General features: G+C 62.0%; 20 protein-coding genes. 8 read left to right on the plus strand and 12 right to left on the minus strand.

Annotation, left to right across the window (positions count from 1 at the left end):
• Nucleotides 1–79: 79 nt before the first annotated feature.
• Complete coding sequence (locus R0125_RS09835; RefSeq protein WP_317238032.1) at nucleotides 80–865, minus strand: alpha/beta fold hydrolase; 786 nt, start codon at nucleotides 863–865, stop codon at nucleotides 80–82.
• A gap of 440 nt (nucleotides 866–1,305) precedes the next feature.
• Between R0125_RS09835 and R0125_RS09840 the strand changes: the two genes are divergently transcribed.
• The 3 genes from R0125_RS09840 (at nucleotide 1,306) to R0125_RS09850 (ending at nucleotide 4,543) form a co-directional block, all read left to right on the plus strand.
• Nucleotides 1,306–2,343, plus strand: a complete 1,038-nt coding sequence (locus R0125_RS09840; protein WP_317238477.1) for an AraC family transcriptional regulator — start codon at nucleotides 1,306–1,308, stop codon at nucleotides 2,341–2,343.
• A gap of 2 nt (nucleotides 2,344–2,345) precedes the next feature.
• Nucleotides 2,346–3,776 (plus strand): cardiolipin synthase, encoded by a 1,431-nt coding sequence (gene cls / locus R0125_RS09845; RefSeq protein WP_317238033.1) that lies wholly within the window; start codon nucleotides 2,346–2,348, stop codon nucleotides 3,774–3,776.
• Nucleotides 3,777–3,862: 86 nt separating this feature from the next.
• Nucleotides 3,863–4,543 (plus strand): GntR family transcriptional regulator, encoded by a 681-nt coding sequence (locus R0125_RS09850; protein ID WP_317238034.1) that lies wholly within the window; start codon nucleotides 3,863–3,865, stop codon nucleotides 4,541–4,543.
• A 22-nt stretch (nucleotides 4,544–4,565) separates the two neighbouring features.
• Here R0125_RS09850 and R0125_RS09855 read toward each other — a convergent pair whose 3' ends face one another.
• Nucleotides 4,566–6,647, minus strand: a complete 2,082-nt coding sequence (locus tag R0125_RS09855) for a patatin-like phospholipase family protein (protein WP_410797647.1) — start codon at nucleotides 6,645–6,647, stop codon at nucleotides 4,566–4,568.
• Nucleotides 6,648–6,809: 162 nt separating this feature from the next.
• On the minus strand, nucleotides 6,810–7,418 hold the full coding sequence (locus tag R0125_RS09860) for a hypothetical protein (RefSeq protein ID WP_248185077.1): 609 nt from the start codon (nucleotides 7,416–7,418) through the stop codon (nucleotides 6,810–6,812).
• Between the two features lie 304 nt (nucleotides 7,419–7,722).
• Between R0125_RS09860 and R0125_RS09865 the strand changes: the two genes are divergently transcribed.
• On the plus strand, nucleotides 7,723–7,998 hold the full coding sequence (locus tag R0125_RS09865) for a hypothetical protein (protein ID WP_410797648.1): 276 nt from the start codon (nucleotides 7,723–7,725) through the stop codon (nucleotides 7,996–7,998).
• A gap of 12 nt (nucleotides 7,999–8,010) precedes the next feature.
• On the opposite strand, the gene R0125_RS09870 is transcribed toward R0125_RS09865, so the two are convergent.
• A complete protein-coding gene (locus R0125_RS09870) occupies nucleotides 8,011–10,803 on the minus strand; it encodes an ATP-binding protein (RefSeq protein WP_410797605.1) in 2,793 nt (930 codons plus the stop codon).
• Between the two features lie 97 nt (nucleotides 10,804–10,900).
• On the opposite strand from R0125_RS09870, the gene R0125_RS09875 reads away from it, so the two are divergent.
• Nucleotides 10,901–11,134 (plus strand): DUF2789 domain-containing protein, encoded by a 234-nt coding sequence (locus R0125_RS09875; protein ID WP_248185081.1) that lies wholly within the window; start codon nucleotides 10,901–10,903, stop codon nucleotides 11,132–11,134.
• Between the two features lies 1 nt (nucleotide 11,135).
• Here R0125_RS09875 and R0125_RS09880 read toward each other — a convergent pair whose 3' ends face one another.
• The 7 genes from R0125_RS09880 to R0125_RS09910 all read right to left on the minus strand — a co-directional run bounded on the left by R0125_RS09880 (nucleotide 11,136) and on the right by R0125_RS09910 (nucleotide 19,689).
• A complete protein-coding gene (locus tag R0125_RS09880; RefSeq protein WP_317238036.1) occupies nucleotides 11,136–12,581 on the minus strand; it encodes a diguanylate cyclase in 1,446 nt (481 codons plus the stop codon).
• A gap of 32 nt (nucleotides 12,582–12,613) precedes the next feature.
• Nucleotides 12,614–13,549: a tyrosine recombinase XerC gene (xerC, locus tag R0125_RS09885; protein WP_282448488.1), complete on the minus strand. Its 936-nt coding sequence runs from the start codon at nucleotides 13,547–13,549 to the stop codon at nucleotides 12,614–12,616.
• 41 nt (nucleotides 13,550–13,590) lie between these two features.
• Nucleotides 13,591–14,340 carry a DUF484 family protein gene (locus tag R0125_RS09890; RefSeq protein WP_248185188.1) on the minus strand — a complete coding sequence of 250 codons (750 nt, stop codon included), beginning with the start codon at nucleotides 14,338–14,340 and terminating at the stop codon, nucleotides 13,591–13,593.
• A 16-nt stretch (nucleotides 14,341–14,356) separates the two neighbouring features.
• Nucleotides 14,357–15,286 carry a diaminopimelate epimerase gene (gene dapF, locus R0125_RS09895; protein WP_248185190.1) on the minus strand — a complete coding sequence of 310 codons (930 nt, stop codon included), beginning with the start codon at nucleotides 15,284–15,286 and terminating at the stop codon, nucleotides 14,357–14,359.
• 8 nt (nucleotides 15,287–15,294) lie between these two features.
• On the minus strand, nucleotides 15,295–16,545 hold the full coding sequence (lysA, locus tag R0125_RS09900; RefSeq protein WP_248185192.1) for a diaminopimelate decarboxylase: 1,251 nt from the start codon (nucleotides 16,543–16,545) through the stop codon (nucleotides 15,295–15,297).
• 31 nt (nucleotides 16,546–16,576) lie between these two features.
• Nucleotides 16,577–16,753 carry an LPS translocon maturation chaperone LptM gene (lptM, locus tag R0125_RS09905; protein ID WP_248185194.1) on the minus strand — a complete coding sequence of 59 codons (177 nt, stop codon included), beginning with the start codon at nucleotides 16,751–16,753 and terminating at the stop codon, nucleotides 16,577–16,579.
• A gap of 77 nt (nucleotides 16,754–16,830) precedes the next feature.
• On the minus strand, nucleotides 16,831–19,689 hold the full coding sequence (locus R0125_RS09910) for a class I adenylate cyclase (RefSeq protein ID WP_317238037.1): 2,859 nt from the start codon (nucleotides 19,687–19,689) through the stop codon (nucleotides 16,831–16,833).
• A 132-nt stretch (nucleotides 19,690–19,821) separates the two neighbouring features.
• On the opposite strand from R0125_RS09910, the gene R0125_RS09915 reads away from it, so the two are divergent.
• Nucleotides 19,822–22,266 carry an EAL domain-containing protein gene (locus R0125_RS09915; RefSeq protein WP_317238038.1) on the plus strand — a complete coding sequence of 815 codons (2,445 nt, stop codon included), beginning with the start codon at nucleotides 19,822–19,824 and terminating at the stop codon, nucleotides 22,264–22,266.
• 25 nt (nucleotides 22,267–22,291) lie between these two features.
• Here the strand turns inward: R0125_RS09915 and argH are convergent, their stop codons facing one another.
• Nucleotides 22,292–23,710 (minus strand): argininosuccinate lyase, encoded by a 1,419-nt coding sequence (gene argH, locus R0125_RS09920; RefSeq protein WP_317238039.1) that lies wholly within the window; start codon nucleotides 23,708–23,710, stop codon nucleotides 22,292–22,294.
• Between the two features lie 118 nt (nucleotides 23,711–23,828).
• Here argH and R0125_RS09925 point away from each other — a divergent pair, with 118 nt between their 5' ends.
• Together R0125_RS09925 and R0125_RS09930 are read left to right on the plus strand one after the other, a co-directional pair.
• Nucleotides 23,829–24,905 (plus strand): sensor histidine kinase, encoded by a 1,077-nt coding sequence (locus R0125_RS09925; protein WP_317238040.1) that lies wholly within the window; start codon nucleotides 23,829–23,831, stop codon nucleotides 24,903–24,905.
• A gap of 5 nt (nucleotides 24,906–24,910) precedes the next feature.
• The gene (locus R0125_RS09930) at nucleotides 24,911–25,672 is read left to right on the plus strand and encodes a LytTR family DNA-binding domain-containing protein (RefSeq protein ID WP_317238041.1); all 762 of its coding nucleotides are present in this window, start codon (nucleotides 24,911–24,913) and stop codon (nucleotides 25,670–25,672) included.
• Nucleotides 25,673–25,704 lie beyond the last annotated feature (32 nt).

Raw genomic sequence — 25,704 nt, forward strand, 5'->3', positions numbered from 1 at the left:
CAGATGTCCGTTCCAACGATGACGTTTGCCTAACCTTAACAGAGACCTGCCCCGGTCTACATCGCCACCAGGGCCCGATTCACGCTTTCAGGAATCGCCGGCACAGCGCCGCAAACGTATCGGCCTTCTCCGCGTGCAGCCAGTGGCCGGTGCCCTCGATGATGCGTAGCTCAGCCGCTGGAAACAGGCGACGGATCTCATCCCGATGCTTTTCCTGGATGTAGGCCGACTCGGCGCCTTTGAGGAACAGCACCGGTCCCTCGAACGGGCCGTCGCCCTGCGGCGCTAGAGCCAGCTTGGGGTAACAGGCTTCAATCACCGGCAGATTCAGCCGCCAGCGATACGCGCCTGCGCTCTCCTCACCGGCGGGCACCCGCTCGAGGTTCTTCAACAGGAACTGGCGCACCGGTAGCAATTCCACATACGCCGCCAAGGCCTTGTCGGCCTCTTGCCGGGAATGAACGGCCGCCGGGTCAAGAGCGCTCAGACCTTCGAGAACGGCATCGTGCCGGGGCGGGTAACTGACTGGTGCTATGTCCGCCACGATCAGCCGGTCAACACGCTGCGGCGCACGGAGCGCCACCTGCATGGCGGTTTTGCCACCCATGGAGTGACCAAGAAGGGCGGCGTGTTCCAGACCCGCCGCGTCCATATAGGCGATCACATCGTCCGCCATGGCCGGATAGTCCATGGCGTCGACATGGGATGAGTTGCCATGGTTACGCTGGTCAAGGGCATGGATCTGCCACTCGTCCTCCAGCCGCCGGGCGATGCCTCCGAGATTCTCCAGAGACCCGAACAGGCCGTGCAGCAGAATCAATGGCGGACCGTCGCCGGTGATACGGTGGTTGAGTTCAACGCTCATAGGCCAGGGGCTCCGGGGTCGGTATTGTTAACGGGAATCAGTCGGATACATTACCATCGATCACCGCAGGGGCAAGACAGAGGCGTGGAAACGAAGAGGCAGACGGGCACAAAAAAACCGGGGATGGCCCCGGTTAAAGGTCAGTAGCTTACAAGTCGTTTGATCAGCAGTAATACATGCTGTTCAGGTATTCCGCCAGCGCGGCGCAGTTGCGACGCTCAAGCTCGGAATGGGGTACGAAGATTTCACGATCCATATTACACCTCCTCAATATTGGTGGGCCGATTGCTCCAACCTAACGGGTTAATGCTATCGTTACTGGCATGGCACACCTTTGACAGGCTGTCCCAACCGCTTGACATTTTGTACCAGCCATCATGACAAGCCGTTAACAACAGGAAGCTATTCACGTGAACGCACTGCCGGCTGACACTCCCAACATGCCCAACACGCCTCTGCTTGCGGCCTCCAGCATCCTGGCGCTGGTGCATTATCTGGACTGCCGGGGCGTGCTGAACCGGGATCAGGTCGAACGCATCACCGGCACCACGCTGGACGCCCTGAAAGATCCAGATCTCAGGGTGCCGGCGGAATATCATTACCGGCTCTGGGAATACGCCGAACAGGTCACCGGTGACCCCGCCGTTGGCCTGCACGCTGGGCAGGTTGTGGATCCGGAACGGATGGGGCTGGTCGGGCACGTGTTCTTCAACTGCGACACCCTTGGCGAGGCCGTGATCCAGTATGTGCGGCTGCACCGGCTGATCAACGAGTCGGTCACCCTGAGCTTCGAGCAGACCGGTGATCTGGCCGTACTGGCCTGGCAACCGGACCATCCGGGCCACTATTGCCGCCAGGATATGGACCGCACGCTCGCCGCTGCTCTCAGTCGCACCCGGCATTTCATCCACCCGGCGATTACAGCCCAGTGGGCCGAAATCGCCCACCCCGAAACTTCGTACGCCGGGGAATACGCCACCCTGCTCGGTGGTCCGGTGACGTTCAACCACGCCACCACACGACTGGCGTTCAGCAGTCGCCACCTGAGCCACGCCATCCCCCATCGCAATCCCTATGTGTATTCCGCCGTGTTGAAGCAGGTCAACGGCGTACTGGCACGGCTGCAGACCCGGCGCACTTTCGGGCGCAAGATCCGCCGGCTGATCTCGCGGCAGATGGCCACCGACCGCATTGACGCGGACACTCTGGCGCGCCAGTGCCATATGAGCCGGCAAACCCTGTACCGTCGCCTCAAAAAGGAGGGCGTCAGCTTCCATGAACTGGTGGAGCAGGTGCGCAAGGACAAAGCGCTGCGCTATGTGGCCGCCGATCATTACGCCCTGGGTGAAATCGCGTTCTTGCTGGGGTTCTCCGAGCTCAGCGCCTTCAGCCGTGCCTTCAAACGCTGGACCGGACGGGCGCCGGCCCAGTACCGTGCCCACCACCTCGCCGGTGAAGCCGGCCCGATCCGGGACTGACAATGCCGGAAATCACGTTCATCGCCATGGCCCTTGGCCTTCTGTACGCATCCGCCTTTGCCTGTATTGTTCGCATTCTGCTGTCTTACCGGACCGCTCAGGGTGCCCTGGCCTGGATCATCGGACTGGTCGCCGTGCCCTATCTGGCGGTACCGATGTTCCTGCTGTTCGGGCGCAACCGTTTTGGTGGCTATGTCCGCGCACGACGGATGGGAGATGCCGCCCTGACCAACCTGCTTAACCGCTTCGAAAAGCAGACCACCTCCATTTCCCTCCCCGGCCATGAGCACTTCAGCGACGAATTGCAGGTGCTGTGCAAGCTTGGCCGGCAGCCGTTTACCAGCAACAACCGATGCGCCCTGCTGCGCGACGGCGAAGCCACCTTCGACGCGGTGTTCGAAGCCATGGAAGACGCCCGGCGCTATATCCTGCTGGAGTTCTACATCGTGCGCTCCGACAAGGTGGGACAGCGCATCAAATCGATCCTCAAGCGCAAGCTCGCGGAGGGCGTTGAAGTCTGGTTTCTGTATGACGACATCGGCAGCGTCGGGCTGCCCCGCAAGTACCTCACGGAACTCGCCGACGCCGGCGCGCGGGTGGCGTCGTTCGGGGATGGCAACATCCGCCGCCGACGCTTCCAGATCAACTTCCGCAATCACCGTAAACTGCTGGTCTGCGACGGCCACACCGGCTTTGTCGGCGGCATCAATCTGGGGGACGAATACCTCGGCACTGCCATGGACCAGGAGCCGTGGCGCGACACTCATTGCCAGATCAGCGGGCCGGCGGTGACCGGACTGCAGCTGGCGTGGCTGGAAGATTGGAACTGGGCCAGCAGCGAATTCCCGGAGCTGAGCTGGGAACCTGACATAACGCCTGATGGCGACCAGGAAGTGCTGATCCTGCCCACCGGTCCCGCCGATACCTATGAGACCTGCGCGCTGTTCTTCCTTAACTGCATTAACAACGCCCGCGAGCGGATCTGGATCGCGTCGCCGTATTTCGTGCCGGACTTCCAGATCATGAATGCACTGCAGCTGGCCGCACTGCGCGGGGTGGATGTGCGCATTATCATTCCGGAAAAGTCCGACAACTGGCTGATCAAGATCGCGGCCTATTCGTATCTGGTGCAGGCCTGTCAGGCCGGCGTCGGCATCTACCGTTACCAGCCCGGCTTCATGCACCAGAAAGTCATTCTGGTGGACAATCGCTACGCCGCCGTGGGTACGGCCAATATGGACAACCGCTCCATGCGGCTGAATTTCGAGATCACCGCGATCAATACCTCCGAGGCGTTTGTGGCCGATGTGGCCACCATGCTCGAGGAAGACCTGGCCAATACCCGGCTGATGACCGAGCGGGATTACCAGGACCGGTCGATCGCCTTCCGCCTCGGCTGCCGGGCGGTGCGGTTACTGGCACCGCTGCTCTGACCCCCAGGGCGGGCGTTTTCCCGACCGCGAGAATGTGAGAGTATGCAGATTATTCCGAGCCCGGCACGCAGTAACGAAGCAGGATCATGACCACATTCAAGCCCCGAGAAACACTGACCGAACAGGTCGCCCGCCACATCGAAAACCTCATAGCTTTCGGTCAGCTGAGATCCGGCGAACGGATTTACGAGAGCGCCATGGCCAAGCAGATGGACGTCAGTCACGGGTCGATCCGCGAGGGTCTGCTGTTGCTGGAAAAGCGTCATCTGGTTCGCAATGTGCCCCGCAAAGGCGCCTTTGTGACCCTGCTGGACGAGTATTTCGTGCGCAGCCTGTACGAGATTCTGGAGCTGTACCTGACCCACACCGGCCGCAAACTGGCCTGCCAGTGGCAACCGGAGGACATGGCAAAACTGGAATCACTCTACGAGCGCATGAAAGACTGCTATCGCCGCAATGACCTGACTGGCTTTCTGGAGCTCGGCATCGAATACACCCAGGCGTCGCTCGCCTACGCCGACAACTACTTTATCGTCTCGGCCATTGAGAATCTCTGGCCCTCCGCCAGACGCTGCGCGTTCGTGGCGTTTCAGAGCGGCGGCAACCGGGTGCTGGAAGACAATCTGGCGCATATGGAAGAATCGATCAAGGCCATCAAGGACCGGGACGAAGAGCGCCTTGCCCGGATTCTTGAGCGCTTTGCCCAACAGCAGTGCCGTCAGGTACTGGATGCCCTGGCGGACACCAAGGCCCGGCGCGGCGCCTGAGCCACAGCACTCTGGCCGGCGCTCAGTAAAACAGCTGGGTGAAGGAAAACCCGATGTTCAGGTACGCCGTCCAGTTATCTTCGTTGTTGTAGGCGGTGGCCAGCTGCACCGGCCCCAGAAAGGTGTCCACGCCAGCGAATACGCTGTAGGACCTGACCGTGTTGTTCCAGCTGGCATCGTCGAACGATTCCCAGGCGTTGCCGGTCTCGATACCTGCGCCGGCAAACCAGGGCACGAATGGGCCACCAAATTCCTGGCTGGCAAACACTGACACCATGGCCGCATTCTCCCCGGTAATCTCACCCGGCGCATAAGCCGACAACCGACGGAAACCGCCCAGTCTGACCGTATTTTCGATGCCCGGTTCACCGCGGGTGACGGCGTGGGCGTACGCCAGACCGGTCAGGGTAAAGCCCTGCCAGCTCCCGGTGCCCAGCCCCATGCCAGTCACCGAGTCGAAATAGCGGTCCGAACCCAGTCTTTCGCGCTCCATCCGGCCGCGAATGCCGGCGAAGCCACCGGACTGGGGGTGAAAGATGTCGTCCAGCGAGTCGTGAACCAGCTGCAGGCTCAGTCCGCCCTGATGAATCGAACCGGACGGTGCCTCGGCGTCACCCACCTGCTCATCCACAGTGGCATAGCCTCGGTAATAGCCCAGTCGCACGTCGCCGTTGCCACCCAGTTCCATACCCAGAGCCAGATCCAGTTGGCGGAACGTCACGTCGACCTCGGCAACGCGTTCACCCTCGCCATCGAACACGCTGAAGGTATCCCGGGTGTATTCCACTCCGGTCGTCAGGAATCGCTGGTAGCCGAAATCCAGCGGCTGAAACCACTCAGTGCGCACGTAAGGCTCGGTGCCCAGTTGCAGGCCGGTCTGCCATTCGCCACCGAGCGCGTTGAGTTCCGTGACCCGCAGGGCAGCGCCCACATTGAAGCGGGTTTCACTGTCGAAGTTGTCTTCGTAATTCAACCCGAACGCCAGATACCCCGGCCCCCAGGATTTTTCCTGGACCTGAACTGTCAACACCGTGCCCCCCGCCGATGGAGACAGGGAATAGGATACGGTTTCGTAATAGCCCAGTCCGTAGATCCGCTTGAGGTCCTCCTCCAGCACCTCCACGTCGAGTGCCTCGCCGGTCTGTTGCCGGATGCGCGAGCGCAGGAATTCCCCGGCGAGCTTTGAATCCTGCTCCACCTGGACGCGGACAATCTCACCGGGTGAATAGGCGCTGTCGTTGATGCGGGCGCGAAACTGCTCCCAGCGCGGTTTGTCGACGCTGAGGTGGCGTAGTTCGCGGGCATGATTGCGGGTCGACGTGGCCCCCAACTCGAACAGGATGGGTGCATCGTAGAAATCAGCGGAAGAACGGCCCTCCAGGTCGGGGCGAATCAACACATCGCCGTCCTCAAGCCGGTCGAGCTGATACTCGGTGTTCATTCGCGTCATCATGGTGGTGAGCTGACCCACCACCGAGAAGGCCTCCTGCAGGTCTTCGGCTTTCAGCAACGGATCGGTGATGTCCACCGCGATGACAATGTCGGCGCCCATGTCGCGTGCCACGGTCACGGGCAGGTTGTTGGCAACACCACCGTCAACCAGCAAGCGGCCCTCACGCTTCACCGGCGCATAAACCCCGGGAATGCTCATGCTGGCGCGAATGGCCTCGGACAGGTTGCCATTGCCCAGCACCACCTGTTCGCCGGTTTCCAGATCGGTGGCAACCGCGCGGAATGGGATCGCCAGCTCGTCGAAATCTTCCACCAGTGCGGCGTTACGGGTGAGCTCATTGAGGATAAAACCGAGGTTCTGACCGGCAATGATGCCGCCACCCAGGTGAAGCCCGTCCCAGCGCACGCCAATGCCGGGCACCACGGGGAAACGCCAGTCCTCCTGTTTGCGTCGCACCGGCTTATAGGCACGACCGGGGTCGTCCTGAAAGCTGGACACCCAGTCCAGATCAATGAACCGCTGCTCGATCTCTTCCACCGGCATGCCGCTGGCGTATAGCGCACCGACCGCGGAGCCGGCGCTGGTGCCGACCACCAGATCGACCGGAATGCGCATCTCCTCCAGCACCCGCAGCACACCGACATGGGCCATGCCCTTGGCGCCACCGCCACTGAGCACAAGGCCCACGGTTGGGCGATCTTCGTAAGGCCGGTCAGCAGCGGTTGCCGCGACAACGGGAAGTGTGAGCGCCGGGCAAAAAGCGGCCAGCAGCCAAACTACAATCCTGAACAAGGGGAAGTTCCTGAGGTCAGTTCACTGGTTGCCGCGGGGTTCCTCGTCGGCCAGTGACAGGTGAGATACGTCCGGCACCATGGGCGGCGGAAGATCACGCTCGACGCCCAGATCCGTGCCCGCAGGCGCCAGCGTCCAGTCGTCGAGATGCTGAAACATGGGGGCTTCCACATCGTGGTGTTCCGCGAGGGTGACCCCGACCGGATCAAGCGACAGCCCGGATCCCGCCAGTATGGTGTCCACCTTGTCGCCAGCCACCGGCAACCGGTCTCCGGGCTCGACGGCAGGCGCGTCTGCGCTGGAAGCAGCAGTGCTTTGTGCGGGTGACCCGGGTGGCGGGGATGGCCGGGCCGGAGTCTGCGGCGCAGGTTTCCTTTCAGCGGCCTCCGGCCCCGAGGGCGACGAACCGGGCATCGGCTGTACATAGGCCCGCATGCCATGCTTTGCCAGCACCGCACGGTACTTCAGGGCCTGATCTTCTTCCAGCCTGTTCCGGATGACCACCGGCTGGCCACTAAACATGCGCTCGATCTGCTCGACGCTGGCCTTGAACAACGTTCGTGCGCTGGCCCGGGCGGCGGCGGGGTCAGCCCCGGGCGCGCATTCTCCCTTGAACACAAGCTGAAACATGTCACTGCCTCTCACTGAATCGATATACCACCATGATAGTTGATCCATCACAGCCGGGGAAACGTGCGGCGCGTTGCGCATTTTTCATACAAACTGAAAACAATTGAAAAATCATCATTACATCCGGCGCAAACTTCTTCAGACTCTGCAATAATCTTTGTAACGTTCAGTTACATTATGTTGGATAACACCGGGCAGACACCAGGGAGTGGCCCCCATGCGCAAACCGTCCTTTGTCTTCGCTGTCGCTCTCGTGTCGGTTTTCGCGGCCCGGCCGGCGCTTGCGGAAAACCTGGACGTGCTGATGAGCAATGTATTCAACAGCGAGCAGGCCACCTACATCGGCTTTGAGAGTGTCGAACGGGAAGATATCCCAACGTCGGCCCTGGTCGACCGCAAGTACCTGATTGTGGATTTCCGGCTCCATTCCGAGCCGGCGGAGGATCAACTGCAGGCCAGCGTCCACAAGGTGTGTATGGCCCTGCTGAAGGATCGGGACCTGATTCGCACTCTCTCGGATTCCGGTTACGACATGATCTCTGTGGCGTTCGACCGCCGCTCCCAGTTCGACTGCCTCTGATGTCTCCAGCGGTTACTGTTCCCGACCCAACAAACGGGGGAAGGCCTCCAGTGCACTGTTTACTGCGTCGAGGTTGAACGCCTCCACGTCAGCCAACAGTTTCTCCCCGTAGCCGGTGACCGATTGCGATCGGAATCGCTGCCCCCATGCCACAACACGACCGGCAAAATCCCGCATTTGCTCCGGATCCCCGCTTTCCCGCACGGTTTGCCACTCGTCACCGAAATCCCGCGCCAGCTGGTCCTGCAGCCAGCCACGCTCCTGCATGCTGAGGGTCTGGGCCAGCAGGCGTTCTGCCTCTTCCGGGGCGCCGTCGTCCTCGGCCTGCTCCCCGGTGGCGTCTACCCTCGGTAACGTCACCGTAAAGGTGGAGCCCTGCTGCGGCTGGCTCTCAACCACCAGCTCACCGCCCATCATACGGGCCAGCTTGCGGCTGATGGCCAATCCCAGCCCGGTGCCGCCATAGCGACGGCTGCTTTGCCCCTCCTGCTGCTCGAAGGCATCGAAGATCCGCTCCAGCTGATCCGGCTGAATACCGATGCCGGTGTCACGGACGGTCACCGCCAGCTGGTAAAGCTTGCGACTGTCGTCGGTGGCAGAGGCTCCTGACTTGCCGTTCTTCACCGGCGTCGCGGTGGCCCGCACCGTTACACCACCCTCGTGGGTGAACTTGATGGCATTGCCCACCAGATTGAACAGCACCTGACGAAGACGGGTTTCGTCCAGCATCATCGAGGCGGGCATTTTCGAGTCCACACTGACCTCCAGGGTGATGCCCTGCTCGCGAGCGCGCAGGTCAAAGATATGTCGCACATCCCCCAGCAACCGACGCAAGGATACTGCGGTGTAGTCCAGCCGCATCTTGCCGGCCTCGATGCGGGAAAGGTCAAGAATGTCGTTGATCAGCATCAGCAGGCTGCGGCTGCCGGCCCGGATCGCATCCAGATAATTACGTTGCTGCGGATCCTTCACGCTGTCGCTCAGCAGGTCGCTGTACCCGATGACCGCATTCATCGGGGTGCGAATTTCATGGGACATATTGGCCAGGAATTCGCTTTTCGCGAGGCTGGCGGCTTCCGCTTCCCGGGCCAGCCGTTCGGCTTCCAGCTTGGCCGCACGGAGCTCGTCCTCGCTGCGGCGCAGCGCATTTTCCGAGCGTATACGCTCATCCACTTCCCGCGACAGCTTGCGGTTCCAGTACAGGAAGATCAGCACCACCACCAGGGCAATACCCACCACCCGGCGCACCACGGTGTAGTCGGTCTCCTGCTCGATATCCAGGTGAATCCAGCGGTTGTAGATGGACTCCGATTCCGCCGCATCGATGCTGCCCAGGGCCTTGTTGAGTATGCGCTGCAGTTCCGGCCGGTCCCTGCGCACCGCCAGGCTCAGCTCGTACTGGTACGGGGTAATGCTGGTGATGCGCAGATTCGACAGCCCAAGGCGGGCGACGGTGTAACTGACCGCGGGGATGTGGGTCACCATGACATCCAGGTCGCCATTGGACAGGGCCAGCAGACCATCCTCGACCGAAACCATAGGGTAAAGGTCCAGATCCGGGTGGCTGATCAGCAGGTAATCGTGGGCCGCGTGGCGGTTTACCACCCCCACGCGCTCCGAGCGCAGCTCTCGCAAATCGCCGATAAAGCGGCCGTCGTCACGGATTACCAGCGCTATAGGTACGGTCAGGTAGGCCCGGGTGAACAGAAAATCCTCACTGCGGCGCGGCGTCTTGCTGAACGCAGGCAGTATGTCGATCTCCCCGGCCTGCAGACGCTCCTCGGCGGCCAGAATGTCGGGAATCTGTTCGCGCTGGAATCGCACATTGAGCTGGGTTTCAAGGCGCGTCACCAGGTCCGGCACCAGCCCTGCCGGACGGCCGTCCTGAATGAATTCAAAAGGCGGCCAGTCTGCACGGAATGCCACCTTGAGATCCGGATGGCTCTTGAGCCAGTTCTGCTCTTTCGCGGACAGATTGATGCCGTCGTCCCTTACCTCTGGCATATCCGTCTGCAACCAGGACTGGCGGATGGTCCGGTGTTCGTTGTGGCTGATGGCATTGACCGCCTGATCCAGCACCCGCTTCAGGCGTTCGTTATCGGCATCGACCTCCAGCATCACATCCACGGGCTGCTGATCCAGCAGCAATGCCAGGCCGATGCCATTGATCATCGCCGACTGCAGGTAATCGGAAACCACCGGCAGCGGCCCGACAAAGCCGTCGGCCTGACCGGACAGCACCATACTCACCGCTTCGCTGATGCTGGCAACCGGCACCGGCGTAAAGTTCTCCACCGGGTCCAGCAGCGTGTACTGGTTGGCATCCTCGGCAATCAGTGCAACGCGGCTGCCTTCAAGGTCGGACAACTTGCGGATACCGGCATCGCCGGCACTGACAAACACACCGTAGGTCAGGCTCATCAGCGCCTCCACGGTGTCACGGCCTGCGGGATCCCGTTGCTGCGCGCTGCGGGCGACGACGCGGGCATCCAGCTCGCCGCGGGCCAGTTGCCGGTCAATCTCGCCATGACCGCCCGCCACGGGCGTAATGGCGACACCCAGTTTGTCCGAAAGCCGCGCCAGATAATCGATGTAGATACCCGCCAACACACCGTTCCCGGTATCGAACATCAGCGGGATCTGGCCACCGGCTACACCCACCCGGAAACCCTCCTGCTCTGCCACCCAGACCAGGTCTTCGACGCCCAGCACCGGTGCCGGCGAGAGTTGCGGCGGGTCAGCCAGCAACGGCCCGGCGAACTGGCAGCACAGCAACGTCAACAACCCCCGTAACACAGCCTTCACTGGATATCCTCAACGGTTCCGCTAAAGTTCAGGAGACAATGCCTGCCATTGTCCCCGATTTCATTCAAGCACTGCACAGCGTATGGAGGTGACGGCCATGGACACCAGCAAACACACATTCACCACCCTCTTCGAGCAACTCGGCATGGCATCGGACGACGCCGCCATTGAAGAATTCATCACCCGGCATTCACCACTCCCCACCGAAATTGCGCTTCAGGACGCGCCCTTCTGGTCGGAAAGTCAGGCACAGTTTCTTGAAGAGGGACTGGAAGACGACTCGGACTGGGCCGAAATCATTGACGAACTGGATGCGCGGATGCGGCACTGAGTCAGCCCCTGGCCGAGGCCAGCCGGACCTGATTCCGGCCACCATCCTTGGCCGCATAAAGCGCGCGGTCTGCGCGATCAAATACCGCCTCTTCCGTGTCGCCATCACCGAATTCGGCTACCCCCGCCGAGAACGTGACGGTAACCGGCTCTCCCCGGAAGTGGAACGGCAACTGAGCAATGTGTCCTCGCATCTCGTTCAGTACGCCCTCTGCGGCGGCGCAAGGCGTCTCCGGTAGCAACAGCACGAACTCCTCACCGCCGAAGCGGGCAATAAAGTCGGTATTGCGCAGACGGTCCCGCAACTCCCGGGCAACCAACTGCAACACACGGTCACCGGCTATGTGACCGTAAGAATCGTTCACCCGCTTGAACAGATCAATATCCAGCACCGCGATGGTCAACGGGTGGCGGTAACGCTGCCATCGGTTGTACTCGAAGGCCAGCCGCTCCTGCCAGGCCTCCCGGTTGGGCAGTTGAGTCAGCAGATCAATCAGGGCGCGAGCCCGCTCCTCGCGGATACGTTCCTGCATCTTCTCGGAATTGGCCTCGACCGCCGCCAGCTTTTCCTGCATGGCTTCGAGCTGGTGCGACAGGTTCTTCTCCCGTTCCGACTCCTGCTCACGGAACCGCCGCACCGCGCCGCCAATGGACTGCAGATGCCGGGTCACCGACTGTTTCAGCCCGGCGAGTTCGTGGCTGGACTGAACCTGATGACCGATCTGCGCCAGCTCCTGCTGGATTTCCCGGTCAAGCTCGACGGAGGCATCCAGCCGGCCCGCCTGCGCAGATGACTGATCCTGAAAATGCTGACGCAGGGATTGCAGACGTTCATCCAGACGCTTGAGAAACGCCTCGAAATCGCGCTGGCCCCGGGTCACCGCGGCGATGACCAGCTCTGCCACACGATTCAACCCTTCCCGCAGCTCTTCCCAGTCCTCACTCTTCAGCAACGATTGCTGCAATTGCCGCGCTTCGGCGTCCGCGCCGGGTTCCAGCGTCACTTGTTGCAGCAACTGACCGAGCAACTGACCAACACGCCGGGCAATGCGCAGTCGCTGCTGGTTGTTGCCCAGATCGTTGTCATCGCCTGCGGCGGCGGCAGGTTGCGGCGGGGCAGCGGAGATTGGACTGGAGACTGGCGTGGAGACTGGCGTGGAGAGCGCAGCCAAGGAGGCCACTGCGGGTTCATCCAGCAGGGCAATCTGGCGGTCAATCTGATCCTGGAGTGTCCGCCATTTGACCAGATCCAGCGAGTCCTTGCGCAAATCCTTGCGCAGTTCGTTCAGAAGAAGGTCAAGTTCCGCCGCCTGACCCTCTGAGGCCAGACAGGTACGCACCAGCATGCGCTGGAGAGAGGTCTTCTCGGCTTCCCATTGTTTTTGCCGTTGTTCTGCTGACTCAAGTTCCTGAAGGTACTTTTCCTTCCAGGACTGATCCGATGTCATTGGGCTCTCCCGGCGGTGAACGAACAGGTCGTTCAGGGTGTTTCTTGTGTTTCATGTGTTTGTTGCCTGTCATCCGATCCACCCCGACGGCGCGCGCGTGGATGGCTCTGGTCATACACGCGGGCCAGATGCTGGAAATCAAGATGAGTATAGACCTGGGTGGTGGCGATGTCCGCATGGCCCAGCAACTCCTGAACGGCACGGAGGTCGCCGCTGGATTCCAGCAGATGGCTGGCGAAGGAATGGCGAAGCATGTGTGGATGGAGTCGCTGTTCAGCGCCTTTCGCAACGCCCCAGCGGCCCAACCGGGCCTGAATGCTGCGGTTGCTGAGTCGCCCGCCGCGCTGGCTGACAAACAGGGCCCGCTCGGATTCGGTGGCCAGCCCCGGGCGCACCGCCAGCCAGGCAGACAGAGCCTGCAGGGCCTTGCGACCAACCGGCAACACGCGCTCCTTACTGCCTTTACCCAGAACACGGACTTCACCGCCGCGGGCATCCACCGCATCCAGATCCAGCCCAGACAACTCGGACAGACGCAGCCCGCAGGAATACATCAGTTCGAACATGCACAGGTCGCGTACTTCCAGCGGGTCATCGGGGCGGGCATCCAGCAGGTGGTTGAGCTGGTCCACATCTGCCACCCTGGGCAGGCGCCGCCCTGACTTCGGGGCACGAATATCCAGCGCCGGATTGTCCCGCACCTGCTTTTCTCGCAGCAGATATTGATAGAAGCGGCGAATGGCGGACAGGTGCCGGGCAATACTGCGGCCACCCAGACCCTCGCGGCTGAGCGAAGCGACGTAGCGACGGACATCGTGGCCGCTGACGTCGTGCCAGGCAGACGCCTGACCGCCCTGTAACCAGTCACCAAAACGCTGCAGATCGCGCTGGTAGCTGTCACAGGTACGAGGCGAATGGCGTTTTTCAGAGGCGAGGTGAACCAGGAAAGCAGAGAGCGGAGCCGACAGGGCGTCTGTCAGCTCCTCGGCGTCTCCGGACGTCCCCACGCTCAGCGGGACTCGGCGATGACACCAGCCACGGACGCGGTGCCGGTATGGCGTTGCACCATCGGCGGCAACAGACGGCTGAGGGTATCGCTGATGTAGGTGAGAAACAGGGAGCCCATGCTCTGATCAAAATACCCCGGCTCGCAGCTGCCCACTGCAAACACTCCCAGCAAACCGGTCTCACCGCGCAGAGGCACCAGAGCGACCGACGCGATGGGCTCCTCCCGGTCAGGAAACAGGAAGGCGCGCTCGGACTCACGGAACTGGCCGCACACAGCGCGGGCGCCATCCAGCAGGTTGCCAAGGCGCTCCTCGGCCTGCTCCGGCGACACCACGTGCAGGGCACCCTGGGAGGTCTGCGGCAAATCGGCATCGGTAAACAACAAGACTGAGGCGGCATCGAGCCCAAAGTCACCGCGGATGCTGTCATCGATGGCGGAGGCCATGTCGTTCAGGTTGCGGGCCTCGATCACCTGCAGCAGCAGGCGCTTGCTTTTCTCGAACAGGCGGTCGTTATGGCGGGCAATGGACACCAGTTCCACCAGCTCACGCCTCAGTGTGTCGCGCTGCTCACGGAACAGATGTACCTGGCGCTCAACCAGCGAAATGGCTCGACCGCTGTCATGCGGCAGGGTCAGGCTGCGCAGGAGTTCATCCTGATCCACAAAAAAATCCGGGTGGCTACGCAGGTAATCTGCAATCTCTTCCCGGGTGAGCCCTCCGGCCTTCTGCTGGGCCGTTTGTTCTGTCATGTTGCTCTCCTGCTGTTCAGGACCTTGTTTTTGGCGGTCGGCTGCCTTTGCGACGCCGCCCCGGGTTGTCTCCGGGCAAGCGAATCTGGCCTTCAAACACCGTCGCCGCAGGCCCTTCCATCATAACAGGGGTACCCTCACCCTGCCATTCGATGATCAGCCGCCCACCACGCAGTTCGATTTCCACCCGCGCATCCAGCAGCCCCCGCAGGCGTCCGGCCACCACCGCGGCACAGGCGCCACTGCCGCAGGCCAGAGTTTCTCCGGAGCCACGCTCGAACACCCGCAGGCGGGCATGGCCACGGTCGATCACCTGCAGAAAGCCGATGTTGGCCCGCGCGGGAAAGCGGGGATGGTTTTCCAGACTCGGGCCCAGCGTTTCCACCGGCGCGCTGTCGACATCGTCGACCAGCAGCACACCGTGAGGATTGCCCATGGACACGGCGCTGAGCTCGACGGTCTGGCCATCTACCTCAACGGTGTACACGTTCTTGCGCTGATCCGCCGCAAACGGAATCGCCGGCGGGTTGAGCTCGGGCACCCCCATGTTCACCATCACCAGGCCGTCACGGCCGACCCGCAATTCAATCACGCCTTTGGCGGTTTGCACGCGGATCACGCGCTTGTTGGTCAGACGCTGGTCACGCACGAAACGGGCAAAGCAGCGGGCACCATTGCCACACTGCTCGACTTCCGAGCCGTCACTATTGAAGATGCGATAGCGGAAATCCACATCCGGCAACCCCGGTGGCTCCACCACCAGCAACTGGTCAAAACCGATACCAAAGTTGCGGTCCGCCAGCTCTCGGATCATGTCAGGGCGCAGCCGGAAGGGCTGGCTGATGGCATCCACCACCATGAAATCGTTGCCCAGGCCATGCATCTTGGTAAACCGCATGGCCGGGCCCTGCGGCCGTTGTGGCCTGGTGTCGTCGTTCCTGCCCATGTCCGAACTCATTCCGGCAAGCAGCTTTCTGGACCGAGCTGGTCGTCCAGAGTTTCGCGGCGGCGCACCACGTGCACCCGGTCACCGTCGACCATCAATTCCGGCGGGCGATTACGGCTGTTGTAGTTGGAACTCATGACAAAGCCGTAGGCACCGGCAGAGCGCACCGCGAGCAGGTCACCCGCTTGCAGGCGCAGGTTTCGATCCTTGCCGAGGAAGTCACCGGTCTCACACACCGGTCCCACCAGATCCCAGGCTTTTTCTTCACCGTCCTGGCGCGGCTGCACCGGAATGATGGCCTGCCAGGCGCTGTACAGTGCCGGCCGGATCAGGTCATTCATGGCCGCATCAATGATGGCAAAATTACGGTGCTCGGTGCACTTGAGGAACTCAACCCGGGTCAGCAGGATGCCGGCGTTGGCGGCGATGGACCGACCGGGCTCAAGCACCAGCTCCAGATTCCGGCCGCCCAGACGTTCGGCCAGGGCCTGAACGTAATCCGAGGGCTGAGGAGGCTGCTCATGATCATAAGTGACGCCCAGGCCGCCGCCCATATCGAGGTGACGAATGCTGATGCCCTGCGCTGCCAGCGCGTCAATCAGAGCCAACACCCGGTCCAGCGCATCGAGGAACGGTGCCAGGGTGGTCAGCTGTGAACCGATGTGGCAATCCACGCCGATCACTTCCAGGTTGGGCATGGCCGCCGCACGCGCATACACAGCCGGCGCTTCGGTGATATCGATGCCAAACTTGTTTTCTTTCAGGCCTGTGGAGATATAGGGATGGGTTCCGGCGTCCACGTCCGGATTCACCCGCAGCGACACCGGTGCGCGGGTGCCAAGCTCACCGGCAACCGCGTTGAGACGATCCAGCTCGGTATCCGATTCCACGTTGAAACAGCGGACGCCTGCTTCCAGCGCGCGCTTCATTTCCCAGGGCTGCTTGCCAACGCCGGAGAACACCACCCTCGCCGGATCGCCGCCGGCTCGAAGAACCCGTTCCAGCTCGCCGGCAGAGACGATATCGAAGCCGGCACCCAGGCGGGCCAGCACGTTCAACACCGCCAGGTTGCTGTTCGCTTTGACTGCGTAGCACACCAGATGAGCATGATCTTTGAGCGCCTCATCATAGGCGCGGTAATGACGCTCCAGCGTCGCACGGGAATAGACATACGCGGGGGTTCCGAACTCCGCGGCAATGTCAGCCACCGGCACGTCTTCCGCGTACAGCTGGCCGTTACGATAATTGAAATGATCCATGAAAATCCTGATTCCGTTAGCGGGCGATGGCTCAGCGTGTTGACGCGTCGGCGTCCTGTTCGCGGTTGGTGTCGTCGCTGCGACTCTCCTGAACAGCATCACGGGCGATGTTGTCGGGCGCTTCCCGGTACAGCGGGCCTTTCTGCCCACAGCCGGCCAGAACGCCCGCCAGCACCAGCCCGACCCCTACTGTTTTCCACGCCTGCATGGCCTCTGCCCCTGTTTCTGATATGGCCGCAGTATACCTGACTCGACGGCCGGCGGGCGAGGCTGGGAGGGCACACCTCACCCCAATAACTGACGATTGAGCGATTCTTCCAGGGCAGCGCGGTAGTAGAGGTACTGTGTGGTCTGGATATCCTGCTGGTAGACCTGCGGATCCAGGTCATGGGGCAGATGCACGTCGGTCAGGTACACCGGGTAATGTTCTCCGGGCTGACGCGCGGAGCGGATATAGTGCGCCACCGCCGGGATCAGCTGATCGCCGTATTCCTGCACGGTGAACTCCTGATCACCGCAGAAGATATCAAAGCGCAGGTGGCTATCCCCCTCCTGCACACCAACAGCCTGCACTTCCAGCCCCGGCAGGGTAACGCTGGTGTCTTCATCAAAACGACGCTCGGCTTTCCAGTCGCCATCACGACGCACCAGCTCATAACACTGGATGCCGGCCATCCCGGCCACGCTGTGCAGCTGTCGCAACTGGCGCCGCTCCACCAGATTGTCAAGGAAACGCAACAACGGCACCAGCAGGTAACGACGATTGGTGAATGGCTGCTCCCAGCTGACCACCGCTCCGAGTTCGTCCACCACCCACACCGTGGCAACCTCCCCGGCCACCCGATAGAACACCTGCACGTTGGCCGGCTCACTGGCATGGCAGACGGTGCGCAGCAGCAGATTGTCCAGTAATGCGCCGCGATCGAACACCACGGGAACATACTGTTCCTGCGGACGCGCCAGTTGCTCCATCAGGGCTCCGGCGCTGTCCAGCGCAACGAAACCGGGCTCGTTGCCGTGAAACTGGAGCACGAAATAACGCCGGTCCATTTCGATCACGTAACGCAGAGGGTGGGGGCCGAGGCCGCCGGCGAAGTAGTGCCGCAGGACATCCACAAACAGCTCCTGCACCCGCCGCGCGATCGCGGTGCCGTGTCCCTTGTTATGACTGTGAACCAGAATTTCCGGCAGGCTGGCCGGCGCCGCTACCACCGCTGCCAGGATGTTCTTGAGGCACTGGATCAGGGTATCCCCGGCGGCGTAATGTTGCAGGCTCACCTCATGCCAGCTGTTGAGGGTGACCTGATCAATGGTCGATACCAGGTTGTCACGGCCACCACTGAAGCCCAGGGAATCGTGGCGGGCGCTGAGTTTGTGCAGGCCGCGGTCAGTGAGGTGCGCCTGAGGGTCGACACCGACATTGACGAACAGCAGGTTGCGCAAGGGCTTCACCCCAAGGGACAACGCCTCGCGACTGGCCGGCGCGACCGGAAACGGCACAAACTGGCACAGCGCATCCAGCATCTCACGCAATTCAGACACCGAGGCCGTGCTGGTGCCGGCCCGAACGTTCAGACGGGTGGCGCGGTTCAACAAGCCGTTGCAGTAACACCACACCATCAACTCACTGAGGTTGCCACTGCGGCGGATCACCGGCTGCCAGAACGCATCCGACGGATCCTCAAGGTCGCGGTACAACAGCCAGCCATTCTGGCCCGGTGAACCACCCTGTTCGGACTGGTGATGAAACGCCAGGTTCTCCTCCGCCAGTGACGGCGCCAGTCCGGGGTTGATCTGTTCGATTTTGCCGGCCTTACGCTGGAAGGCGGCGTAAAGCTTGCGCCCCAGCAGATGCATGTCGGTGGCGCTGATGGCGGCCTCGCCGCCATGTTCCCGCGCCAGTCGCGACAACAAACGGTAGCTGTGGGTCAGTTCTGCGACGATGGTGCGGCGCAGCGTCATCACTTCTTCCGCCCGCCACTGCTGGCGGTTGTCCAGATTGCGCAACTCCGTCGCTTGCCAGTCCCAGGAGACCACCAGCTGCTGAAGCAACCCGGCCCGCCAGCTGCCGACCACCGATTCCTTCCGGGATAACGGCAGCCCCGACTTCAGATACAGGCTGCGCCGCACCAGCTCGAGCCGCTCCGGGGCATTCTGCGCCAGCAGCCAGCGCTCGAGGCGGTCGTACAGCAGCACGTAGGGGTCGAGCCGGTCGGCGCGGGTCTCGCCACCATAGATTGAGGCCTTGAAGACACTGGACAGCAGCGGCTGATCCGTATCGCGGGCGTAACACTCGATCAGCAGCAGCTTGAGAATCGATTTCCAGGGCGCATCGATGCCCTTGTAAAGCTGCCACACACCCGCGCCAAGAAACTCTGCCTGGGGAATCGACGGCACCGCGCCAAAATCAATGTACTCATCCCCCTTGATGAAGCGGCATTCAATCAGCTGCCGTGCACATTCATCGTACTGCGCTTCCTTGCTGGCCGGTATCAGCCACCACAGGGGCACGCGGCCACCGAGATGGATGCTGGTGCGGTAGAACTCGTCCAGCAGCAGATAGTGCTGGGCGCTGCCGCAGTTTTCCCCGGTAACCTCGGCCCGCTGCCGCCCCTCTCGCCAGTCTGCGGCGGAAAACACGAACACATGCAACTCGACACCAAGACTGGCCGCCCAGGCTGCCAGCCGTTCGGCTTTGCGCTCAAGGCAGCGCACGCCCCGCCCGGAGAGGTCCGCCCGGTGACAGAGCCAGACGTCCAGATCGCTGGCGACGGAGTGCCCCAGAGTGCCCGGACTGCCCATCAGAAACAGAGCGTCGATATCCGGCCGGCGACGCCCCTCGTCCTTGACCGAAAAGGTGCGAGCCAGCCGCTTGGCCGCGTTCAGCGTCGGCTCGGACGGCTGGTAGCGGGTCAGGCCGTAGGGACAATCCCGATCAAGGTAGCCCGGCAATGAGGGATGATTGAGATGGAAAACCAGCGGCAGAACCTCCAGAACCACCTGCTGCCGATACGTCAGGGCGGAATGGGTTCGCTGCCAGCGTTGTTCGTTGACCATCAGAAATCGATCCCGCAACCGGCGCAGCGTCTTTCGATCAATACCCTCGTCGAAATCCAGGGCAATAGGCAGACTGTGACTGGTCAAGGTAGCTCCGCGGGAGAGGTTCTTTCCGATGGTATTATCAGTATGATGGACGCATCGTGGCAAAACCGGCAAAAAAATAAAAGCGGGACTGCTTTACACTCCCGGCGAGACACTGGCTGAGGCTTCCCCGTCGTGAAAGAATTCTTTATCCGTCGCTATCGGTCCGATACTTCCGGACCCGCGGATCGCCGCACGCTGATCCGCATCAATGACGAGGGCATCATCACCTTCGCGGACATCCACGCCGATGCGGTGCTGGGCTTTGACGCCAGCGAGCTTGAAGGCCGGCCGGTTCACAGCATTATTGCCGCGCGCCAGGACGACCCCTTTGCGCCCGCCAATCGCCATCGCATCGAAAGCGGCGAACCGGTGATGATCACCTTCCGACATAAGGAAGGCTTCTTTTTCACAGCCTGTCTCAGCCTGCGCATGACGATGCGGGATTCCGATCAGGCCGCCAATGCCTACATTACACTGCGGGACCACTCCCCCATTGACCACCAGTTGGTCCGCCTGGCGGAATCCTCCGCCGGCTTCGGACTCTGGGAACTTGACGTCCGAACCAACCAGCTGAGCTGGACCGAGGGTCTCTACGCCCTGCTGGAACTGCGGGCGGGCACGGAGATCACACCCGAACAGGCGCTGTTCTACTGTCAGACCGGCCAGAACCGGGTACGGGCACTGTTCCGCCGTTGCATCCACACCGGCCAGCCCTTTTCGGTCATGCTCGACCTGCAGACCGCGAAGCAGGAGCGGAGGCGGGTCCGCCTCAACGGTCGCGCCCTGAAAGAAAACGGCCGTGTCTGCAGACTGGGCGGCACTCTGGTGGATCACACAGCCGAGATGACGCGGGAAGAAGGCCAGCGGCAGGCGCGGACGCTCCTCAGTGCGACCACGAATGCCACCAACGATCTGGTGGTGGCGGTGGACCGACAGCTCAACCTGCTGCATTTTAACCAGGCCTTTGCCCGCCAGTTTACCCACACCTTCGGTCTGCTCCCCCGCGCCACCGCCAACCTGATCGACATGCTGCAGGATTTCCCCAACGAGCGCCGGCTGATCGAGCGGCTGTGGAACCGGGCGTTCGAGCGCGACAGCTTTGTGGTGGAAATGCCGCTGGCCCAGCAAAACCGAGAGCTGCCGGTGTACGAGTTCCACTATCAACGCCTCACCAACCCTCAGGGGGAGGTCACCGGCGCAATCTACGTGGGCAGGGACATCAGTGCCCGGGTCAACACCGCCGCCAACAACGAGTATCGGATACGCCATGATCCAGTGACCGGGCTGATGAACCGCAAGGCCTTCATTCACCGGCTCGGGCGGCTGATGGAGCAGGCCCGTCGTAAAGACAGCACCGACAGCCTGCTGTATCTCGACCTGGATGATTTCAACAGCATCAACGAACACGCCGGCAGTGGCCCCTGCGATCGTTACCTTCGCGAACTGGCCAGCAACCTCGGGGTTCGCGTGCGCCAGCGCGATGCCCTGGCACGATTGTCCGGTGATACCTTCGCGCTGCTCATCGAAAACTGCCCCGAGGTCAAGGCCCGCAAAATTGCCGACAACATCCTGGAGCTGATCAGCGGTTTCGTCTTTGACTGGCAGGGCAAGCAGCTGCAAACCACCGCCAGCGGCGGCCTGCTGATGCTGACCGATGACCTTCCCGACGATCCGGAGCAACTGCTCGGGCAGGCCGCGGACCTGTGCCATACCGCCAAGACATCGGGGCGCAACCGCATTCACGCCGCGCACGCCCTGTCTCACCGGGCCGGGGACGGAGGTGCCGGGAAACTCGCCGAGCAGATCCGTGATGCGCTGGACAACGACCGGCTGATTCTGGAATACCAGGCGCTGCGCCCGGTCGCCAGTGTCACCTGGGGCGACCACATCGAGATTCTGTCACGGATTCCCGGCGAGACCCCGGAGCAGCCTTGCCTGCAGCCCGGCGAGTTTCTACCTGTTGCCGAGCGTTTTGATCTGGCCAAATTACTGGATCGCCAGGTCATCCGCCAGACGCTGCAGTGGCTGAACAGCCAGCGTCTGCTGGAGCCCCGGCTGAAATACTGTGGTTTCAACCTGTCGCTGGCCAGCGTGCTGGATGACACCTTCGCGGATTTCATGGAGTCCGCGCTGGCCGATTCACCCTTCGCTCCGGAATGTTTCTGCCTGGAGATTCGGGAGTCCCACGCCACCCAGTACCCGGACGACGTCGCGGTGCTGTGCGACGCCCTGCACCGGATCGGCTGCCGGGTCGCGCTGGACGGCGCCGGTGCGTCCGTGGAAAGTTACAGCCTCGCGGCGAAGCTGCCGGTGGACATCATCAAACTGGACCGGAAAATGATGCAGCATCTCCGTGACGACCCGGTGCAGCAGGTAATGGTGGAAGCGCTGCACAAGATTGCCGAAGCCTCCGGCAAGACCACGGTAGCCACGTTTATCGAAAGCGACGACACCTTGCGCAAAGTGCGCACCTTGGGGATTCACTACGGACAGGGATTCCGCCTGTACCGGCCGCGCCCGCTGAACGAGCTGAAGCCGGCGGCGGTGGATCTGAGCACCGGGCGAATCGGCGGCTAGGCCGCCGATTCCTTGCAACCCCGGATCAGAGCTGCTGGCGAGCCCTTGCCACGGCGGCACGGACCTGATTCGGTGCGGTACCGCCAAGATGATCCCGCGCCTGCACGGAACCTTCCAGGGTCAGCACGTCGAACACATCCCCGCCAATGACGTCTGAGAAACGCGACAGCTCTTCCAGAGTCATGTCAGACAGATCGCGGTGCTCTGCCACCCCGAATGCGACGGCCTTGCCGACAATCTCATGGGCGTCGCGGAAGGCCACACCCTTCTTGACCAGATAGTCCGCCAGGTCGGTCGCTGTGGAGAAGCCGCGCTTGGCCGCCACCCGCATGTTGTCGGCCTTGGCGCGAATCGCCGGAATCATGTCGGCGTAGGCCTTGAGACAGCCCTTGATGGTGTCCACAGTGTCGAACAACGGTTCCTTGTCTTCCTGGTTGTCCTTGTTGTAGGCCAGTGGCTGGCTCTTCATCAGGGTCAACAGGCAGATCAGGTGGCCATTGACCCGACCGGTCTTGCCGCGCACCAGTTCCGGTACATCCGGATTCTTCTTCTGGGGCATGATGGATGAGCCGGTGCAGAAACGGTCCGGCAAATCGATAAAGTCGAACTGGGCCGATGTCCACAACACCAGCTCCTCGCTGAAGCGGGACAGGTGCGTCATCAGCAGCGCAGCAAAGCTGCAGAATTCGATGGCAAAGTCCCGGTCACTGACCGAATCCAGCGAATTCTCGGTGGGCCGGTCAAAGCCCAGCAATCGGGCGGTCATGGCGCGGTCAATGGGGTAGGTGGTGCCCGCCAGTGCCGCGGCGCCCAGCGGCATCACATTGACCCGCTTGCGGCAATCCTGCAGGCGCTCGGCGTCGCGCACCAGCATCTCGTACCAGGCCAGCAAGTGGTGGCCAAAAGTGACCGGCTGCGCTGTTTGCAGGTGGGTGAAGCCCGGCATGATGGTGTCGGCTTCGCGCTCGGCCAGATTCAGCAGGCCGGCTTGCAGCCGTGTGAGCTCTTCGGCAATGACGTCAATTTCGTCCCGCAAGTAGAGACGGATATCGGTGGCCACCTGATCATTACGGCTGCGGCCGGTGTGGAGTTTCTTGCCAGTAATGCCGATGCGGTCGGTCAGCCGCGCCTCGATGTTCATGTGCACATCTTCCAGGCTGACGGACCATTCGAAGGTACCCGCTTCGATGTCAGCCTTGACCGCCTTCAGACCTTCGAGGATGCTGTCTCGCTCGTCGGACGTCAGTACACCCACCTCCGCCAGCATGGTGGCGTGGGCGATGGAGCCGGTGATGTCATGGTGGTAAAGGCGCTGGTCGAAACCAACGGACGCGGTGAAGCGTTCCACAAAGGCATCGGTCGGCTCGCTGAAGCGACCACCCCAGGGTTTCTCCGAGGGTTTTTCAGGGGTTGTGCTCTGGTCAGGCTTTTTCTGATCCGTCATGGTCTATCTTTCCTGCTGACAGCCCGGCATTATTTTGCGGGAGTGAGTAAATGGATGATCGCGGGATTATAGCATTGCCGCGCGTCCTGTTGTGCTCCCGGTTCAGGATCAGGATGTAATGGCAGCAGCACCGAAAACCAGCGATTTCTACGTTCCGGATCTGTGCCGGGTGCGTTCGGTATTTCTGCTGCTGATCACCAGCGAACTGATGGTGCTGGTGCTGTCCATTGTGCAGGCGGAAGGCGGCTGGATCGACTGGAACTATTTCGGCCTGCTGTCGCTGTTCGTGCAGTGGACAGTGCTCACCAGTGCCGCTCTGATCTGCCTGCTGCGCAGCCGGCTGGCGCGGCTGACCACTAGCCGTGCCACCCTCGCCATGCTCACCATCGTATTGCTCGACGTGCTGGCCTTCAGCCTGTTTGCCGACAATGTGCTGCACTCCCAGCCAGGGATGATCGACTGGCAGGCCATTGCCAAGAAACTGTTGCTGGCGCTGCTGATTGCGCTGATGGTGCTGCGCTATTTCTATCTCCAGCACCAGTGGCAACAACAGCGGGAGGCAGAAATGCAGGCGCGGCTGACCGCCTTGCAGGCACGCATCCACCCCCACTTCCTGTTCAACAGCATGAACACCATCGCCAGCCTGATCGCGGTCAATCCCGAGCGGGCCGAGGATGCGGTACTGGATCTGTCGGAGCTGTTCCGCGCCAGTCTGCGCAGCGGCGACCGCCTGATTCCCCTGAAAGACGAGCTGGACCTGTGCCGGCGCTACCTGGACATTGAAGCTCTGCGTCTCGGCGAGCGGCTCACTCTGGAGTGGCACATTGCGCCGGATCTCGACAAGCAGGCAATTCCGCCACTGACCCTGCAACCCTTGCTGGAGAACGCCATCTATCACGGCATCCAGCCCCGGCCCGAAGGTGGCACGGTAAAACTCGACGCGTCCCGCCGTGGCCAGTTTGTGTACGTGATGGTGCAGAACCCTCGCCCGGACGCCGGCAACAGCCATCACGACGGCAACCGCATGGCGCTGGCCAACATCCAGTCGCGGCTGCTGGCGCTGTTTGGCGAGCAGGCGGTGCTGAAGCACAGCCACCAGAACGACGTGTACACTGTTACCCTCAGGCTGCCACGCCGGACCGCCGATCAGAACGCGGCCCCGCGTGCAGAGCACCGCCCGAACACCAGTGACTGACACCCATGACACACGTAAACCTGCCACCAAAAAATGTACTGATTGCCGATGACGAGCCCCTGGCGCGGGATCGCATCCGCCGGCTGATCGACGACATTCCCGGCTACCGCGTGTGTGGCGAGGCCGCGGACGGCGGCAGCGCTCTGAGACAGGTGGCGGAGCTGGGCCCTGACATCGTTCTGCTGGACATCCGCATGCCCGGTATGGATGGCATGGACGTCGCCGCCGCGATCAGCGAGCTCGACAATCCACCCGCCGTGATCTTCTGCACCGCCTACGACCACTACGCCATCAAGGCCTTCGAGGTTCGCGCGGCGGCGTATCTGCTCAAGCCCGTACGCCGGGAGGCGCTGGCCGAGGCTCTCGAGCGCACCGGTCAGGTCAACCGGGTGCAGCAACAGGCACTGAGCAGCCGCGGCGCCGACGCCGGCGGGCAATTGGCGATCAAATCCCACCGCGGCACCGAGCTGATCGACATCGGGGCAATCCTCTACTGCGAAGCTGACCAGAAGTACGTCACCATTCACCACACCCGTGGTGAGACCGTGTCGGACTACACCCTAAAAGAACTGGAGAGCAGTCACCCCGAGGCGCTGCTGCGCATCCATCGCCATACCCTGGTCGGGGTGGCGTTCATCCGGGCGCTGTCCCGAGACGCCAACGGTCATAGCGCCGTCATACTGCGCGACGGCCGCGGCGAGCTGCCAGTCAGCCGCCGCCACACCGGCGCCGTCAAGCAATGGCTGCAGGAACACCAGCCGGGCTGATCACCACAGCCTCCTTGCGGACAGCCTGCAAC

The sequence above is a fragment of the Marinobacter sp. M-5 genome (genome assembly GCF_032911545.1).
In the GTDB taxonomy this organism is placed as follows: domain Bacteria; phylum Pseudomonadota; class Gammaproteobacteria; order Pseudomonadales; family Oleiphilaceae; genus Marinobacter; species Marinobacter goseongensis.

Excerpts from the sequence above, each read along its gene's own strand:
- R0125_RS09860 (WP_248185077.1), bottom strand. The coding sequence starts at position 7,418 with ATGTTTCAGCTTGTGTTCAAGGGAGAATGCGCGCCCGGGGCTGACCCC.
- R0125_RS09865 (WP_410797648.1), top strand. The coding sequence starts at position 7,723 with ATGAGCAATGTATTCAACAGCGAGCAGGCCACCTACATCGGCTTTGAG.
- dapF (WP_248185190.1), bottom strand. The coding sequence starts at position 15,286 with ATGGGCAGGAACGACGACACCAGGCCACAACGGCCGCAGGGCCCGGCC.
- lptM (WP_248185194.1), bottom strand. The coding sequence starts at position 16,753 with ATGCAGGCGTGGAAAACAGTAGGGGTCGGGCTGGTGCTGGCGGGCGTT.
- R0125_RS09880 (WP_317238036.1), bottom strand. The coding sequence starts at position 12,581 with ATGACATCGGATCAGTCCTGGAAGGAAAAGTACCTTCAGGAACTTGAG.
- lysA (WP_248185192.1), bottom strand. The coding sequence starts at position 16,545 with ATGGATCATTTCAATTATCGTAACGGCCAGCTGTACGCGGAAGACGTG.
- R0125_RS09835 (WP_317238032.1), bottom strand. The coding sequence starts at position 865 with ATGAGCGTTGAACTCAACCACCGTATCACCGGCGACGGTCCGCCATTG.
- R0125_RS09840 (WP_317238477.1), top strand. The coding sequence starts at position 1,306 with ATGCCCAACACGCCTCTGCTTGCGGCCTCCAGCATCCTGGCGCTGGTG.
- R0125_RS09855 (WP_410797647.1), bottom strand. The coding sequence starts at position 6,647 with ATGGCCCATGTCGGTGTGCTGCGGGTGCTGGAGGAGATGCGCATTCCG.
- argH (WP_317238039.1), bottom strand. The coding sequence starts at position 23,710 with ATGACGGATCAGAAAAAGCCTGACCAGAGCACAACCCCTGAAAAACCC.
- R0125_RS09850 (WP_317238034.1), top strand. The coding sequence starts at position 3,863 with ATGACCACATTCAAGCCCCGAGAAACACTGACCGAACAGGTCGCCCGC.
- R0125_RS09890 (WP_248185188.1), bottom strand. The coding sequence starts at position 14,340 with ATGACAGAACAAACGGCCCAGCAGAAGGCCGGAGGGCTCACCCGGGAA.
- R0125_RS09930 (WP_317238041.1), top strand. The coding sequence starts at position 24,911 with ATGACACACGTAAACCTGCCACCAAAAAATGTACTGATTGCCGATGAC.
- R0125_RS09875 (WP_248185081.1), top strand. The coding sequence starts at position 10,901 with ATGGACACCAGCAAACACACATTCACCACCCTCTTCGAGCAACTCGGC.
- cls (WP_317238033.1), top strand. The coding sequence starts at position 2,346 with ATGCCGGAAATCACGTTCATCGCCATGGCCCTTGGCCTTCTGTACGCA.
- R0125_RS09925 (WP_317238040.1), top strand. The coding sequence starts at position 23,829 with ATGGCAGCAGCACCGAAAACCAGCGATTTCTACGTTCCGGATCTGTGC.